Genomic DNA, 14,943 nt, shown 5'->3' on the forward strand with positions numbered 1-14,943 from the left:
GGCCACCCGATGCCGGGTGGCCGCCCCTCCGTCATGGGCGCCCTTCGAGGGCCTACAGCCCCTGCCAGGAAGGCTTGGAGGCGAAGGTGTGGCGGAAGTAGTCGGCCAGCTTCAGCTTGGAGGCCGCCGCCTCGTCCACCACGATCGTGGCGCGCGGGTGCAGTTGGAGCGCGGAGGCCGGCACCACGGAGGCGACCGGTCCCTCGACGGTCAGCGCGACCGCGTCGGCCTTGCCCTCGCCGGTGGCCAGCAGGATCGCGTGGCGCGACTCCAGGATGGTGCCGATGCCCTGGGTGATGACGTGGTGCGGCACCTGGTCGATGTCGTCGTCGAAGAAGCGGGCGTTGTCCACCCGGGTCTGCTCGGTCAGCGTCTTGATCCTGGTGCGCGAGGCGAGCGAGGAGCAGGGCTCGTTGAAGCCGATGTGCCCGTCCGTACCGATGCCGAGCAGCTGGAGGTCGACGCCGCCGGCTTCGGTCAGTGCCCTGTCGTACGCCTCGCAGGCCGCCTGGACGTCCTCGGCGGAGCCGTCCGGGCCCATGAAGGAGGACTCGGTCAGGCCGAGGGGCTCCACGACCTCGCGCAGCACGACGGAGCGGTAGGACTCCGGGTGTCCGGCGGGGAGCCCGACGTACTCGTCCAGCTGGCAGATCCGGGCGCGGGACGCGTCCACCGCGCCCGAGCGCACCTTCTCGGCCAGGGACCGGTAGATGGGCAGCGGGGTCGAGCCGGTGGCGACGCCGAGCAGGGCGTAGGGCTTGCGGCTCAGCAGCGCGCCCATGGCCTCCGCGATGAGTTCGCCGCCTGCCGCTGCGTCCGGGACGATGACAACTTCCACGCTGTGCCTGCCGATCTGATCAATGACGACGTATGTGGTATAGACCAATCTGGTCCAAATTTAACAGAGCCCCACGCCTCGGGAACAGGGGCCTTCCGCTTTTGGTCATCGCCTGGGGGCCGGTCGTGGGGCGTCGGGCGGCGGCGGTCGACTTGAGTCAATTGTCCGCAGATGTGGAGGGTGCGCGACCTGGGCCCGAGCCCACGTGGGCGGGGGCGGGCGGTGCGGGCGAGGGGTGACGGGCCGGTGCGGACGGAGCCGGTGCGGACCCGGGGGGAAGTCGCCCGGGGCGTCGTGCGGGTGCCGGGGTGCCGAACCGGCCTCGTGCGGGGCGTCGCGCCCGACCCGCGGGCCGCGGCACCGGGAGGGACCCTCAGCCCGCCCGGTACCGCAGCCCGGAGCTGCTCGGCCGGCGGTGTGCGGTGCCTCCGGCCGTACGAGGCACGGGCGCGATCAGGGCAGAGAGCGCGGGTGCCTCGGTCCGTCCTCCTGTGCGGGGAGGGCGGAGGTTCTTGTTCCCGTATTGTGGACTAGACCATTTGTCGGTGTCCATGCGTCTGCGGTATCGATTCTGCCGACGCGGTACCGATTCTGGTGGTCCGGTGCCGTTCTGTACACGGTGTCCCCGCTCCCGGGGACGGGGACGGGCTCCCGCTCGGTTCGGAACCTCTCGGTATCCACGGGTACGCTCGCACATGTGCCCTCCATGAACGACCTCGTCCGCCAGCACACAGCCCTGAGCGACACCGATCTCGAATGGCTTCACCTGCTGGTCTCGGAGTGGCAACTGCTCTCCGACCTGTCCTTCGCCGACCTCGTCCTCTGGGTTCCGACCCTGGACGGGACCCGGTACGTCTCCGTCGCGCAGATGCGCCCCAACACCGGCCCGACCTCCTACCAGGACGACATGGTCGGTCATCTGGTGCCGCGCGGCCGTCGCCCCCTGCTGGACGCCGCCCTGGACGAGGGGCGGATCGTGCGCGAGGGCGACCCGGAGTGGCGGGAGGAGGTGCCGGTACGCGTCGAGGCCATCCCGGTCCGCCGCGAAGGCCGCATCCTCGGCGTCATCGCGCGCAACACCAATCTGCTGACCGTGCGGACCCCTTCCCGGCTGGAGCTCACCTATCTCCAGTCCGCCGCCGACCTCGCCCAGATGATCGCCGCGGGGGCCTTCCCCTTCCCCGGCCAGCAGGTCGACATGGACGCGTCCCCGCGCGTCGGCGACGGGCTCATCCGGCTCGACGCCGACGGGATCGTGCAGTACGCCAGCCCCAACGGTCTCTCCGCCTACCACCGGCTCGGCCTCGCCTCCGACATCGTCGGGCTCCACCTCGGCCAGACCACCGCCGAACTCGCCCCCTCCCGGGGGCCGGTGGACGAAGCCCTGGCCAAGGTCGCGAGCGGCTACGCCCCGCGCGAGTTCGAGGTGGAGTGCGCCAGCGGCGTCATCCAGTTCCGGGCGATCCCGCTCAAGCCCAAGGGGGCCCGGATCGGATCGCTGGTGCTGCTCCGGGACGTCACGGAACTGCGCCGTCGTGAACGCGAGTTGATAACCAAGGACGCGACGATCCGGGAGATCCACCACCGGGTCAAGAACAACCTCCAGACGGTGGCCGCCCTGTTGCGTCTCCAGGCCCGCCGGATGGACTCCGTACGGGGGCGCGAGGCGCTCAACGAGGCGGTGCGGCGCGTCGGTTCGATCGCCATCGTTCATGAGACGTTGTCCCAGAATCTGGACGAGCGCGTCGAGTTCGACGAGATCGCCGACCGGGTCATCTCCATGGTCGCCGAGATCTCGCCCGGCAAGGTCACCTGCCGGCGCACCGGACGCTTCGGCGTCCTGGACGCGGACGTTGCCACTCCGCTGTCGATGGTGCTCACCGAAGTCCTCCAGAACGCCCTGGAGCACGCGTACAGCGAGGGCGACAGCGGCACGGTGGAGGTCTCCGCCGTGCGGGGCGGATCGTCCCGGGACGGCCGGCTGCTCATCACCGTGCAGGACGACGGATGCGGTCTCCCCGAGGGCTTCGACCCCCGCAAGGCCGGCAACCTGGGACTCCAGATCGTGCGCACGCTGGTCGAGGGCGAACTGGGCGGCAGCTTCGACATGGTGCCCGCTCCGGAGCGCGGCACCCAGGTGCTGCTCGACCTCCCGGTCAGCGCCGACCGGTAGCGGCAGCGGCCCCCGGGGGCCGCACGGCATACCGAAAGGCCCGGACCGTGGTGACGGTCCGGGCCTTTCGGTTCAAGCACGTTCTTCTGCGCTACGGGGTACTGCGCGCTGCGACTCGAAGGCGGGGCTGTGCGTACGCTGCGTACGCGCCGCCGGGCTGAGGCTTTGTCGCGGGGGCGTCGAATCAGGCGCTGGCGTTGCGCGCCCGGTTGCGAGCGGCGCGGCGCTTCATGGCGCGGCGCTCGTCCTCGCTGAGGCCACCCCAGACGCCGGAGTCCTGGCCGGACTCGAGCGCCCACTGCAGGCACTGCTCCATGACGGGGCAGCGACGGCAGACGGCCTTGGCTTCCTCGATCTGCAGCAGCGCAGGACCGGTGTTGCCGATGGGGAAGAACAGCTCGGGGTCTTCCTCACGACAAACGGCGTTGTGACGCCAGTCCATGGCTGCTACCTCTCCTTGGTATTACATGCTTGTTGCTTGTGAATGTGAACGCTTTCACGAATCCCCCCGCAGGTGAAGGGCCTACGCCCAGATGAACTGGTCGTGGTCTGCACAGTGGGGAGGGGTTCTGGCTCTCAGTGGAGGCCGATGCTGCGGGCCGTCCCGATCGCCATGTAGAGATTCGCAAACCTCGGCGGCGGATACAACCCCTTCTGGAAAGTTTTTTTTGATTCCTCGGTGTCGGCTCCGTCACAGCCGTACTTCTAAGGGGTGGGAACCAGCCCAAACGTTCGAGTTAAAGGACTTTGGGCCCTTCCGCTCACACAATCACACGCAGTGCACGGCGTACGCCTGTGAACGTCACGCTCGTACGCAGTCCCAGGTGGTCGCCGTCCATCTGGAAGGGGAGCGGGACCTTTGAATGCAAGGTGAAGTCCGTGAGGTCATGCCGTGAAACCACGTGCTTGCCGCGTGGACCCTTGTCAGGGCTGGAAGTGAGCAGCTGGGTGCCGTAGCGGGCCACCTGTGCGGTGGAGAGCCGCTTCAGGCCGAGGATGTCCAGGGCGGTGTCGAAGGACGCCTTCGGGGAGGCGTACATCGGGCGATTGCCCAGGTAGGTCCAGGGGGCGGTGTTGCAGATTATCGACAGCGCCAGCTCGTGCACCGGCTCCTGGCCGGGCACCTCCAGCGTGATCACGCCCTGGCGGCGGTGCGGCTCGTCGACGAACTGGCGGAGCACCTGGCGCACGTACAGGGCGTGGGTCGAACGCTTGCCACCCTCGCGCTTCTGTTCGACCCGGCCGATCACGCCGGCGTCGAAGCCGAGACCCGCGCAGAAAGTGAACCAACGTTCGGGTACCGCTTCGTCGGCGGAGCCCGGCGTACCGAACGCCCGTCCCAGTCCGACCGTCCGTGAGCTCTCCTCGGCCAGTGCCTGGAGGATCGCGCCGGTCGCCTCCACCGGGTCGTTGGGCAGTCCCAGCGCCCGGGCGAAGACGTTGGTCGAGCCGCCGGGAACCACCGCGAGGCTCGGCAGCCCCTCGTCGGGGCCCGCGTGCAGCAGCCCGTTGACGACCTCGTTCACCGTGCCGTCGCCGCCGAGGGCGACCACCAGGTCGAAGGAGCCGGAGTCCGCGGCCCGGCGTCCCAGATCCCGGGCGTGACCCCGGTACTCCGTGGTCACGGCCTCGATTTTCATCTCACTCGCCAGTGCGTGGATGAGCACGTCGCGCGTCCGCGCACTGGTGGTGGTGGCGGCTGGGTTGACCACGAGGAGAGCGCGCATGACTGCCAGCCTACCTACCGGACGGTACCGGCCCGCAGTCCCTCCCCCACGCTTTCACTCTCCGTGATCGCGCGCGCTCCGGTCACCCGGCGTGACCGGGTGTGTCGCAAGGGGCGCACCGGCCCCCGGCTTCGCTTTCCGGGCCCCGGGATGCCAACCTGGCTCGCGTGAGTACTCAAGCGAACCCTCCCTCCCCGTCCTCCGCGCCGCTGCCCGCGTCCGGGGAGCGGACCGGATGGCGGAACGGGAAGCCGGGGCGGATCGAGGCCCTCGCCGCGCTCACCGCCCTCGAAGGGGCGGCTCTCGTCGTCGGCGGTGTCTACATGCTGGTGATGGGGATGCTCGGCCGCCCGCAGAGCCCGGAGCAGGCGGTGACGGGCGGCATCACCCTGATCGCGCTCGGCCTCATCCCGCTCGCGGGTGTCCGGGGCCTGCTGCTGCGCCGCAGCTGGGGCCGGGGCCCCACGGTCATCACACAACTGGTGGCGGCGCCCGTCGCCTACACGCTGCTGAAGTCCCACGGCGCGCTGATCCCCACCGGCATCGTGCTCGCCGCCGTCGTGATCACCGCGCTGGTCCTGCTCTTCAACCCGGCGACCACCCGGGAGCTGGGCATGGACCGGGGTTCGCGCCCGGCCTCCGACGACGCCACGTAGCGCCCGCACGACTCCGGGCGGCGAAAGGCCCCCGTTCCCGGCGTTCGCCCGGGAACGGGGGCCTCGCGGTCTTCGGTCCGGATCGCGCCGGGCCCGACCCGGACCGGAGCCCCGCTCCCCTCACTCCTCCACGAGCAGCCGCTCGCGCAGCTGGGCCAGCGTGCGGGCCAGCAGCCGGGAGACGTGCATCTGCGAGATGCCCACCTCCTGAGCGATCTGCGACTGGGTCATGTTGCCGAAGAAGCGCAGCAGCAGAATCCGCTTCTCGCGCGGCGGCAGCCCCTCCAGCAGCGGCTTCAGCGACTCGCGGTACTCGACGCCCTCCAGCGCCTCGTCCTCCGAGCCCAGCGTGTCCGCGACGGCCGGCGACTCGTCGTCGGTGTCCGGTACGTCCAGCGAGAGGGTGCTGTAGGCATTGGCCGATTCCAGCCCCTCCAGCACCTCCTCCTCGGAGATGCCGAGCCGCTCCGCCAGCTCGTGCACGGTCGGCGAGCGGCCGTGCTGCTGAGAGAGCTCCGCGGTGGCCGTGGTCAGTGAGAGCCGCAGCTCCTGGAGGCGGCGCGGCACCCTGACCGCCCAGCCCTTGTCGCGGAAGTGCCGCTTGATCTCCCCGACGACGGTCGGTGTCGCGTACGTGGAGAACTCCACGCCCCGGTCCGGATCGAACCGGTCCACCGACTTGATCAGGCCGATCGTGGCGACCTGGGTGAGGTCGTCCAGCGGCTCGCCCCGGTTGCGGAACCTGCGGGCCAGATGCTCCACCAGCGGCAGATGCATCCGGACCAGCCGGTTGCGCAGCTCGGCCTTCTCCGGTGACCCGTCCGGCAGTTCCCGGAGCACGACGAAGAGCGCACGCGCGGCGCTGCGGTCGTTGGGATCGTGATGCCCGTGCTCGCTCATCTGGCCCGCCCGCTCCGCCTGCTCAACCGCGACCGTGAGCCCCGAGGGCCCGTCCGTCCCGTCCGCCCCGTCCACCGGGTGCGGGCGGGCCTGCTGCTCGGGGACGGCGGTAGGGTGCGCCGCCCCCGATCGGATCGAATCGTCCCGCACAGCACCTTCCCCGTTCCCGTCGCTCACGCCGGCCCGGGTCCCGCGCCGCGTTGTTTGTGGAGGCTGATGCTGACCGTCCGGTCGTCGGCGACCGTGGACTCGACCTTGCCCGCCAGTGCGGCGAGCACCGTCCACGCGAAGGTGTCGCGTTCCGGTGCCCGGCCGTCCGTGGTCGGGGCCGACACGGTCACTTCGAGGGAGTCGTCCACGAGCCGGAACACGCAGCTGAGGACGGAACCCGGCACGGCCTGCTGGAGCAGGATCGCGCAGGCCTCGTCGACCGCGATGCGGAGGTCCTCGATCTCGTCGAGAGTGAAGTCCAAGCGCGCCGCGAGGCCGGCCGTAGCCGTACGCAGCACCGACAGGTAAGCACCCGCAGCGGGCAGCCGGACCTCCACGAAGTCCTGGTTCCCGGGTTCGCCTGCGATCTGGGACACCCTCACCTCCAAGGTGGCACAAACTCGTTCGAGGTTCCGGAACATGTCCGCAACCGTTCGGTCGGTCGTCGGTTCTCGGTCGGGGCGACGCTATCGCGATCCATGATGCCGTGTCGCCGCGAGCCCAACCGGTGGGGGTCACACATGGTAGGCACGGAGGTACTGACAGTGGCTAGTGCCGCGACCGGCATTGTTCGCACCGGACGGGGACGGGCCTTGCCGGCAGGGGCTTTCGGGTTCGGTGGCGCACAATTGCGAAGAACCGGCGCCGGTTTGACGTACCCAGACGTCAGACGATCGAACCGTCCTCGTAGCACCAGCGCCAGCTCTCGCCCGGCTCGAAGCTGCGCATGACACAGTGCCCGCTCTCCCGGGCGTGTCCCGTCGCGTGCCGGAGCGGTGACGAATCGCAGCAGCCGACGTGCCCGCAGGTCAGACAGAGCCGCAGCTGTACGGGGTGCGTACCGGCCGCCCGGCACTCCGGGCAGGTGTCACCGAGCGGGGCCGGCTCGGGGCGGGGCAGTTCGGATACGTGCGGGCACTCACTCATGATGGCCAGGTTACGACGGATGTGAGGACCCGAACGATGGACGCATTGCCCCTGGTCGCACTGGTCGCGGCCAGTGCGGCGGTAGCCGGTGCCGCGCGGCGCACCCCCGTGCCCGCGCCGCTGCTGCTGGTGGCCGTAGGACTACTTGCCGCCTACCTGCCCGGCGTGCCCCCGTACACGCTCGACGCGCACATCGTGCTGCCGCTGCTGCTCCCACCGCTGCTGTACACCGCCGCCGTGGACAGCTCCTACCTGGACCTGCGGGCCAACGCCCGGCCCGTCGCCCTGCTGTCGGTCGGCTACGTCCTCTTCGCGACGCTCGCGGTCGGCTGGCTCGCCTATCTCCTCGTGCCCGACCTGCCGTTGCCCGCCGCGCTGGTGCTCGGCGCGGTCGTCGCCCCGCCCGACGCCGTGACCGCCGCCGCCATCGCCCGCCGGGTCGGCCTCCCCGCCCGGGTCACCACCATCCTCCAGGGCGAGTCCCTGGTGAACGACGCCACCGCGATCACCGCCTACAAGGTGGCTCTGGCCGCCGCCGTGGGCGTGGGGATGAGCTGGGGCGAAGGGGTGTGGGAGTTCCTGCTCGCCTCGGTCGGCGGCGTCCTCGTCGGCCTGCTGCTGATGGTCCCGCTGCACTGGCTGCGCACCCACCTCAAGGAGGCGCTGCTCCAGAACACCCTCTCCCTGCTGATCCCGTTCGTGGCCTACGCGGCCGCCGAGCGGGTGCACGCCTCCGGAGTGCTCGCGGTGGTCGTCGTCGCCCTGTACCTCGGACACCGCTCCTGGCAGGTCGACTTCGCCACCCGCCTCCAGGAGGCCGCCGTCTGGAAGATGGTGGCCTTCGTGCTGGAGTCCGCCGTCTTCGCCCTCATCGGGCTCCAGATGCCCTTCGTGCTGAAGGGGCTCGGCGCCTACGCCGTGTGGGACGCCGTGCGGTACGCCGTCGCCGTGTTCGTCGCCGTCGTCGTGGTCCGCTTCCTCTGGGTCTACCCCGCCACCTACCTGCCCCGCTGGCTCTCCTCCCGTATCCGCGCACGCGAACCGGAGACCAACTGGACCTCCCCGCTGATCGTCGGCTGGGCCGGGATGCGCGGAGTCGTCTCCCTCGCCATCGCCTTCTCCATCCCGGCGACCATGGACGACGGCGAACCCTTCCCGGCCCTGAACCTGGTGCTCTTCCTCACCTTCACCACCGTCATCGGTACCCTGGTCGTCCAAGGGCTCTCCCTGCCGTTGCTGGTCCGGCTGCTGAAGCTACCGGGCCCCGACCGGCAGGCCCAGACCCTCGCCGAGGCGCAGGCCCAGAGCGAGGCGTCCGCGGCGGCCGAGCGACGGCTGGACGAACTGCTCTCCGACGAGCACAACAGCCTCCCCGACCCCCTCGCGGACCGACTGCGCACGGTCATGGAACGCCGCCGCAACGCCGTCTGGGAACGCCTCGGCGCCGCCAACCCGCTCACCGGCGAGTCCGCCGACGACACCTACCGCCGGCTGTCCCGCGACATGATCGAGGCCGAGCGCGAGGTCTTCGTACGCCTCCGCGACGACCGCCGCATCGACGACGAGATGCTGCGCACCCTGCTGCGCCGTCTCGACCTCGAAGAGGCCGCCGCCTACCGGGAGTCGGACGCCGACTGAGCCCCGGCAGACCTCATGCTCCCGGCTCCGTCTCCGGGCGCCCGGTGATCACCGCGGTCACCCGGGTGCCCGGGGCGAAGGCGCCCTCCCCGGCCAGCGCGGTCAGCGCGTACAGCAGCTTCGCCACGTAGATCCGCTCGACCGGCAGCTGGTGCCGATCCTCGAAGTCGTCGGCGAACGCGTGGAGTTCCGGTGTCGTACGGGCGTACCCGCCGAAGGCGAACCGGTCCTCCACCGACCACCGCCCGGCCGGGCCGCCGAACGCGTCGCGCTGGAGGTCGCGTACGGCGTCGGCCAGGAAGCCGCCGCGCAGCACCGCGACGCCGAGGGCGCGCCCGCCGGGGCCCAGCCCCGCCGCCAGGCCCGCCAGGGTGCCGCCGGTGCCGCAGGCGACGGCCGCGACCTCGGTGCGCCCCCGCAGCTCGCGCCCGAGCTCCGTACAGCCCTGTGCGGCCCGCGCGTTGCTGCCGCCCTCCGGAATGACCCGCACGTCCCCGAAACGTTCCAGCAGCGCCGCCAGCACGCGCGGATCGTCCTTCGCGCGGTACGTGCCCCGGTCCACGAAGTGCAGTCGCATCCCGTCGGCCGCGCACCGGGCCAGCGAGGGATTCAGGGGGCGGCCGTCCAGCTCCTCGCCGCGTACGACCCCGATGGTGGCGAACCCCAGCAGCCGCCCGGCGGCGGCGGTCGCCCGCAGATGGTTCGAGTACGCCCCGCCGAAGGTGAGTACCGGGCGTCCGTCGCCGGCCGCGAGGTTGGGCGCCAGCTTGCGCCACTTGTTGCCCGGCAGGTCCGGGTGGATCAGGTCGTCCCGCTTGAGCAGCAGCGCCACCCCGTGCCGCCCGAACCGCTCGTCGGGCGCCTCCACCAGCGGCGAAGGCAGCCGGGGGCGGAGTACGGACGCAGGGTCCGGGTCGGCGGAGGCCTGGGCGGCGGGGCCGGCGGGCGGGTCGGTCGGGCTCATCCCTCCAGTGTCGCCGCCCCCGCCACCCGGCAGGCTCTCAGTCCTGCGCGAGCCAGAGGTCCGGGCCGAACACCTCGTAGTGGATGTCCGCCGCCGGTACGCCCTTGGCCAGCAGCTGCGTACGCACGGCGCGCATGAAGGGCAGCGGTCCGCAGAGGTAGGCGTGGGTGCCGGGGGCCACGGTCAGGCCGCTCAGATCGACCAGTCCGGTGCGCTCGGCGGGGTGGCCGGCCTCGGGGTGCTCGTACCAGAAGTGGGCGGCGCCGGCCTTGAGCCCGGCGGTCAGCCGCGCGTGGTCGGCCCGCAGGGCGTGGTCGGCGGGGGAGCGGTCGCTGTGCACCACGGTGACCGGGGCGTCGTGGCCGGTGGCCGCGAGGTGTTCCAGGAACGACAGCATCGGGGTGCAGCCGATCCCCGCCGAGGCGAGCAGCAGCGGGGCGGCCGGCTCCGCGCCGGCGGACGCGCCGAGAGTGAGGTCGCCGTACGGCAGCGAGACGCGCAGCCGGTCGCCGGGACGGACGCGCGCGTGCAGGTGCGCCGAGACCTCGCCGTCCGGCCCGTCGCCGCCGTGCACCCGCTTGACGGTGATCGAGCGCGAGGGGGCGTCCGGGGCGCCGGAGAGGCTGTACTGGCGTATCTGGTGTGCGCCGTCCTGGAGTTCCACCTGTACGGAGACGTACTGGCCGGGCCGGAACGCGGGAGCCGGAGTGCCGTCGGCGGGGCGGAGCGTGAAGGTGGTGACGTCGGCGGTCTCCTCGGCGCGCCCGGCCACCTCCCACTCCTGCCAGACCTGGCCGGCGGCGACGCCGCGTTCCGCGTAGAGCCGGTCCTCGACGGCGATCAGGGCGTTGGCCATCAGCCAGTAGACCTCGTCCCAGGCGGCGGCGACCTCCGGGGTGACCGCGTCGCCCAGTATCTCCGCGATGGCGGCGAAGAGGTGGGTGTGGACCACTTCGTACTGCGCGGCCGTGACGCCGAGGGAGGCGTGCTTGTGGGCGATCCGGCTCAGCATCACGTCGGGGCGGGTGTCCGGGTGTTCGACCAGCATCGTCGCGAAGGCGGCGACCGAGCCGGCGAGGGCGCGCTGCTGGGTGGCGGCGGCCTGGTTGCCCCGGTTGAAGAAGTCCCGCAGCAGCTCGGGGTGGGCGGCGAAGAGCTTCTGGTAGAAGAGATCGGCGATGTCCCCGATGGCGGCCCCGACGGCGGGGAGGGTGGCGCGGACGGTTGCGGTCGACTGCTCGGAGAGCATCGGGACTCCTCGGATGTTGAATTGGTATGAGATGCGTATTTATTGGGACAGGTGGGCCGGTGTGGTCCTGCGGGGGTGTTCACCCGGCCGGGCCGGCGCTCACCCGAACCGGTCGGCGCGGTTCAGCCGGTGTCCGGGCGGCCGGTGCCGAGGCCGATGAGCAGGGGTCCGGTGGGCGAGGCGACGAGTTCGGTGACGGTGAGGGGGTCGAGTTCCGCGAAGAACGCCTCCTGCGCCCGGCGCAGGGCGCCGCGCAGCCGGCAGGCGGCGAGCAGCGGGCAGGGGGTCTCCCCCTCGCACTCCACCACGTCGCCCTCGCCTTCGAGTTCGCGGACGAGCCCGCCGATCGAGGCGGTGCGGCCGGCCCCCGTGAGGGTGAGTCCGCCGCCGCGTCCCCGGCGTGCCTCGACCAGGCCGAGGTGCTGGAGCCGGGCGACCACCTTGGCGGCGTGGGTGTACGGCACCCGCATGACCGACGCCACCTCGCGGGTGGTCGGCGGTTCGCCGTTCTCCGCGACGGCGAGGCGCATCAGCACCCGCAGCGCCACGTCGGTGAATTTCGTCAGCCGCATGGCAGCACTCTAGATAATTGGTATCTGTGATGCAAGTTATGGGCGTCGGTGGGCGGCGCGGGGCCATGGTGCCCCGTCCCCACCCCTTTTAGTCGCACTCTTTTGTGTAATGGCGTAGCGACACTCCGTGCTGAAAGGCTTCTTCACGCAGCTCAGCCCATGATCGAGAGGACCCGTCAGATGTCCGTTGGTGAAGAGGTTCGCGACACGCACGGCACGCCGCAGCAGAGTCTCGGCACGGCCGCTGCGAGGAACCTCGCGACGACCACCAAGTCCGCGCCGCAGATGCAGGAGATCACCTCCCGGTGGCTGCTGAAGATGCTGCCGTGGGTGCAGGTACAGGGCGGTACGTACCGGGTGAACCGTCGGCTCAGCTACTCGGTCGGAGACGGCCGGGTGACCTTCGTGCAGACCGGCGACCGGGTCGCGGTCATCCCCGCCGAGCTCGGCGAACTGCCCGCGCTGCGCGACTACGCGGACGAGGAGGCGCTCGCCGAGCTGGCCCGGCGCTGCGAACAGCGCGACGTGGCCGCGGGGGAGGTCATCGCCGCCTCGGGGGACGCGGCGGACCGGGTCTACCTGCTGGCCCACGGTCGGGTGGAGAAGATCGGCACGGGCCCCTACGGCGACGAGACGGTGCTCGGAGTCCTCGCGGACGGCTCGTACTTCGGAGACCACTCCCTGGTGGAGGGCGAGGCGCAGTGGGAGTTCACCACCCGCGCTGCCACCGCCTGCACCCTGCTGACGCTGAGCCGCGCCGACGTACTCAACCTCGCCGAGCGGGTCGGCACCCTCCGCGACCACCTCGCCGGGCTGCTCGCCATCCCGCAGCAGCGGACGAACAAGTACGGCGAGGCGGCGATCGACCTCTCCGCCGGCCACGTCGGCGAAGCCGTCGTCCCGCACACCTTCGTGGACTACGACGCCACGCCCCGCGAATACGAACTCAGCGTCGCCCAGACCGTACTGAAGGTGCACAGCCGCGTCGCGGACCTGTACAACCATCCGATGAACCAGACCGAGCAGCAGTTGCGGCTCACGGTCGAGGCGCTCCGCGAGCGCCAGGAGCACGAGCTCATCAACAACCGGGAGTTCGGCCTCCTCAACAACTGCGACTACGGCCAGCGGCTCCAGCCGCACGCCGGGGTACCCAGCCCCGACGACATGGACGAACTCCTCTCCCGGCGGCGCGGATCGAAGCTCTTCCTCGCCCACCCCCGCGCCATCGCAGCCTTCGGCCGCGAGTGCAACCGGCTCGGGCTGGTCCCGGAGACCGTGGACGTCGGCGGACAGCACGTACCGGCCTGGCGCGGGGTGCCGATCTTCCCGTCGAACAAGATCCCGATCACCGAGGCCCGCACCACCTCGATCATCTGCATGAGGACCGGCGAGTCCGAGCAGGGCGTCATCGGCCTCCAGCAGACCGGCATCCCGGACGAGATCGAGCCGAGCCTCTCCGTCCGCTTCATGGGCATCGACGAGCAGGCGATCATCTCCTACCTCGTCACGGCCTACTACTCCGCGGCCGTCCTCGTCCCGGACGCCCTCGGGGTCCTGGAGAACGTCGAGGTCAGCCGCTGGCACTGACGGGTCCCCACCAGCGGGGGAGGTGCGGCGGAGGTCCCGGACGGGGGAGGAGTACGGGGCCCGACAGGGTGCCGGGTGAGTGGTGTCCACCCGGCACCCGAGCACGCCCGTGCACACCCCGCCGCCGTACCCACCGCGCGGTTGTGCCCACCGCACCGCCGTACCCACCGCGCGGCTGTGCCCACTGCACCGCCGTACCCACCGCACGGCCGTACCCGCACTGCCGTACCCATACCGCCGTACGACCCGCTGCCCCCGGCCCGCGACGAACCGGACCGGGGGCTCGCCGGTGACACAGGGAGTGACCGTGACCATGACGAGTACGGACGCCGCGACCGAGGGCCACGAGGCCGCGGCGCTCCTGGAACGGACCCGGGCCGTCGTCGACCCGCAGCTGCGCGCCGCGGTGGCGTCGCTGCCCGGCGGGATGCGCCGGGTGGCGATGTACCACTTCGGCTGGGCGGACGCCGAGGGCAACGAGGGGAGCCCCGCCCCGGGCCCGGCCGGCAAGGCCATCAGGCCCGCCCTGGTACTGGCGGCTGCCCGCGCGCTGGGAGGCGACCCGGAGCGGGCGGTACGCGCCGCCGTGGCCGTCGAACTCGTGCACAACTTCACCCTGCTCCACGACGACGTCATCGACGAGGACGTCACCCGCCGCCACCGGCCCACCGCCTGGGCGGTCTTCGGCGTCCCGGACGCCGTCATCACCGGCGACGCCATGCTGGCACTCGCCCTGCGGCTGCTCGCCGACGACGACCACCCCGCCTCGGCCCCCGCCTCGGCGAGGATCACCTCCTGCGTCATCGAGCTCTGCGCCGGCCAGCAGGCCGACTGCGCCTTCGAGGAACGCGGCCCCCGGGAGGTCTCCCTCGACGAGTGCCTCACCATGGCCATGGCCAAGACCGGCGCCCTGCTCGGCTGCGCCTGCGCCGTGGGCGCCCTCTACGCCGGCGCTTCGGACCGGTCGGTCGGTGCGATGGACGGCTTCGGTCGGGAGTCCGGGCTCTCCTTCCAGCTCATCGACGACCTGATCGGCATCTGGGGCGATCCGGCGCGCACCGGCAAACCGGTCGGCGCCGACCTCGCCGCACACAAGAAGTCCCTCCCCGTGGTGGCCGCGCTCACCTCGGGCACCCCGGCCGCCGCCGACCTCGCCGCGCTCTACGAAGGCCCGCTCGGCGCGCCGGACGAGGTGCGCAGGGCCGCCGACGCCGTGGAGCGGGCCGGTGGACGCGACTGGGCCCAGGTCACGGCGGCCGACCGGATGGCACGGGCGGTCCACCACCTCTCCCGCGCCGTACCCGACCTGGCGGCGGCCGGGGACCTGCTCTCCCTCGCGGAGTTCGTCACCCGCCGCAGCCACTGACGCCCGGCGGTCACTGGGCCCCGGCGGTCACTGGGCCCCGGCGGTCACTGAGCCCCCGGCAGCCACTGGGCCCCGCCGGGCGGGCGTCCCGGAAGTCCGAAACCCCGCTCCCCCGTGGGCGGTTGCCACGGTGGAG

14 protein-coding genes are annotated in these 14,943 nt (G+C 71.6%); 5 read left to right on the plus strand and 9 right to left on the minus strand.

Features of this window, described 5'->3' with window-relative positions; genetic code table 11:
- Positions 1 to 52 precede the first annotated feature (52 nt).
- A complete protein-coding gene (gene nagB, locus ACWD3D_RS21555) occupies positions 53 to 838 on the minus strand; it encodes a glucosamine-6-phosphate deaminase (RefSeq protein ID WP_328723658.1) in 786 nt (261 codons plus the stop codon).
- 706 nt (positions 839 to 1,544) lie between these two features.
- On the opposite strand from nagB, the gene ACWD3D_RS21560 reads away from it, so the two are divergent.
- A complete protein-coding gene (locus ACWD3D_RS21560; RefSeq protein ID WP_451462460.1) occupies positions 1,545 to 3,011 on the plus strand; it encodes a sensor histidine kinase in 1,467 nt (488 codons plus the stop codon).
- Positions 3,012 to 3,195: 184 nt separating this feature from the next.
- Here ACWD3D_RS21560 and ACWD3D_RS21565 read toward each other — a convergent pair whose 3' ends face one another.
- Both ACWD3D_RS21565 and ACWD3D_RS21570 read right to left on the minus strand, forming a co-directional pair.
- The gene (locus ACWD3D_RS21565; RefSeq protein ID WP_003953983.1) at positions 3,196 to 3,453 is read right to left on the minus strand and encodes a WhiB family transcriptional regulator; all 258 of its coding nucleotides are present in this window, start codon (positions 3,451 to 3,453) and stop codon (positions 3,196 to 3,198) included.
- Between the two features lie 319 nt (positions 3,454 to 3,772).
- A complete protein-coding gene (locus ACWD3D_RS21570; RefSeq protein ID WP_451462450.1) occupies positions 3,773 to 4,738 on the minus strand; it encodes a diacylglycerol/lipid kinase family protein in 966 nt (321 codons plus the stop codon).
- Positions 4,739 to 4,905: 167 nt separating this feature from the next.
- On the opposite strand from ACWD3D_RS21570, the gene ACWD3D_RS21575 reads away from it, so the two are divergent.
- Entirely contained in the window at positions 4,906 to 5,394 is a 489-nt protein-coding gene (locus ACWD3D_RS21575) for a hypothetical protein (RefSeq protein ID WP_451462451.1), read from the plus strand.
- Positions 5,395 to 5,514: 120 nt separating this feature from the next.
- On the opposite strand, the gene ACWD3D_RS21580 is transcribed toward ACWD3D_RS21575, so the two are convergent.
- The 3 genes from ACWD3D_RS21580 to ACWD3D_RS21590 form a co-directional block, all read right to left on the minus strand.
- Positions 5,515 to 6,579: an RNA polymerase sigma factor SigF gene (locus tag ACWD3D_RS21580; RefSeq protein ID WP_451462452.1), complete on the minus strand. Its 1,065-nt coding sequence runs from the start codon at positions 6,577 to 6,579 to the stop codon at positions 5,515 to 5,517.
- Positions 6,468 to 6,881 carry an ATP-binding protein gene (locus ACWD3D_RS21585; RefSeq protein WP_266708962.1) on the minus strand — a complete coding sequence of 138 codons (414 nt, stop codon included), beginning with the start codon at positions 6,879 to 6,881 and terminating at the stop codon, positions 6,468 to 6,470. Before ACWD3D_RS21585 ends, ACWD3D_RS21580 begins: the two co-directional genes overlap by 112 nt.
- A 289-nt stretch (positions 6,882 to 7,170) precedes the next feature.
- Positions 7,171 to 7,431, minus strand: a complete 261-nt coding sequence (locus tag ACWD3D_RS21590) for a UBP-type zinc finger domain-containing protein (protein ID WP_451462453.1) — start codon at positions 7,429 to 7,431, stop codon at positions 7,171 to 7,173.
- Positions 7,432 to 7,467: 36 nt separating this feature from the next.
- On the opposite strand from ACWD3D_RS21590, the gene ACWD3D_RS21595 reads away from it, so the two are divergent.
- Positions 7,468 to 9,069, plus strand: a complete 1,602-nt coding sequence (locus ACWD3D_RS21595) for a Na+/H+ antiporter (protein WP_451462454.1) — start codon at positions 7,468 to 7,470, stop codon at positions 9,067 to 9,069.
- 13 nt (positions 9,070 to 9,082) lie between these two features.
- Here ACWD3D_RS21595 and ACWD3D_RS21600 read toward each other — a convergent pair whose 3' ends face one another.
- The 3 genes from ACWD3D_RS21600 to ACWD3D_RS21610 form a co-directional block, all read right to left on the minus strand.
- Complete coding sequence (locus ACWD3D_RS21600) at positions 9,083 to 10,033, minus strand: 1-aminocyclopropane-1-carboxylate deaminase/D-cysteine desulfhydrase (RefSeq protein WP_451462455.1); 951 nt, start codon at positions 10,031 to 10,033, stop codon at positions 9,083 to 9,085.
- 37 nt (positions 10,034 to 10,070) lie between these two features.
- On the minus strand, positions 10,071 to 11,282 hold the full coding sequence (locus tag ACWD3D_RS21605) for a globin domain-containing protein (protein ID WP_451462456.1): 1,212 nt from the start codon (positions 11,280 to 11,282) through the stop codon (positions 10,071 to 10,073).
- Between the two features lie 122 nt (positions 11,283 to 11,404).
- Positions 11,405 to 11,854: an Rrf2 family transcriptional regulator gene (locus ACWD3D_RS21610; RefSeq protein WP_451462457.1), complete on the minus strand. Its 450-nt coding sequence runs from the start codon at positions 11,852 to 11,854 to the stop codon at positions 11,405 to 11,407.
- A 180-nt stretch (positions 11,855 to 12,034) separates the two neighbouring features.
- Here ACWD3D_RS21610 and ACWD3D_RS21615 point away from each other — a divergent pair, with 180 nt between their 5' ends.
- Together ACWD3D_RS21615 and ACWD3D_RS21620 are read left to right on the plus strand one after the other, a co-directional pair.
- Complete coding sequence (locus tag ACWD3D_RS21615) at positions 12,035 to 13,441, plus strand: family 2B encapsulin nanocompartment shell protein (protein WP_451462458.1); 1,407 nt, start codon at positions 12,035 to 12,037, stop codon at positions 13,439 to 13,441.
- Between the two features lie 313 nt (positions 13,442 to 13,754).
- Positions 13,755 to 14,807 carry a family 2 encapsulin nanocompartment cargo protein polyprenyl transferase gene (locus ACWD3D_RS21620; RefSeq protein WP_451462459.1) on the plus strand — a complete coding sequence of 351 codons (1,053 nt, stop codon included), beginning with the start codon at positions 13,755 to 13,757 and terminating at the stop codon, positions 14,805 to 14,807.
- Positions 14,808 to 14,943 lie beyond the last annotated feature (136 nt).

The organism is Streptomyces sp. NPDC002690 (genome assembly GCF_053592415.1).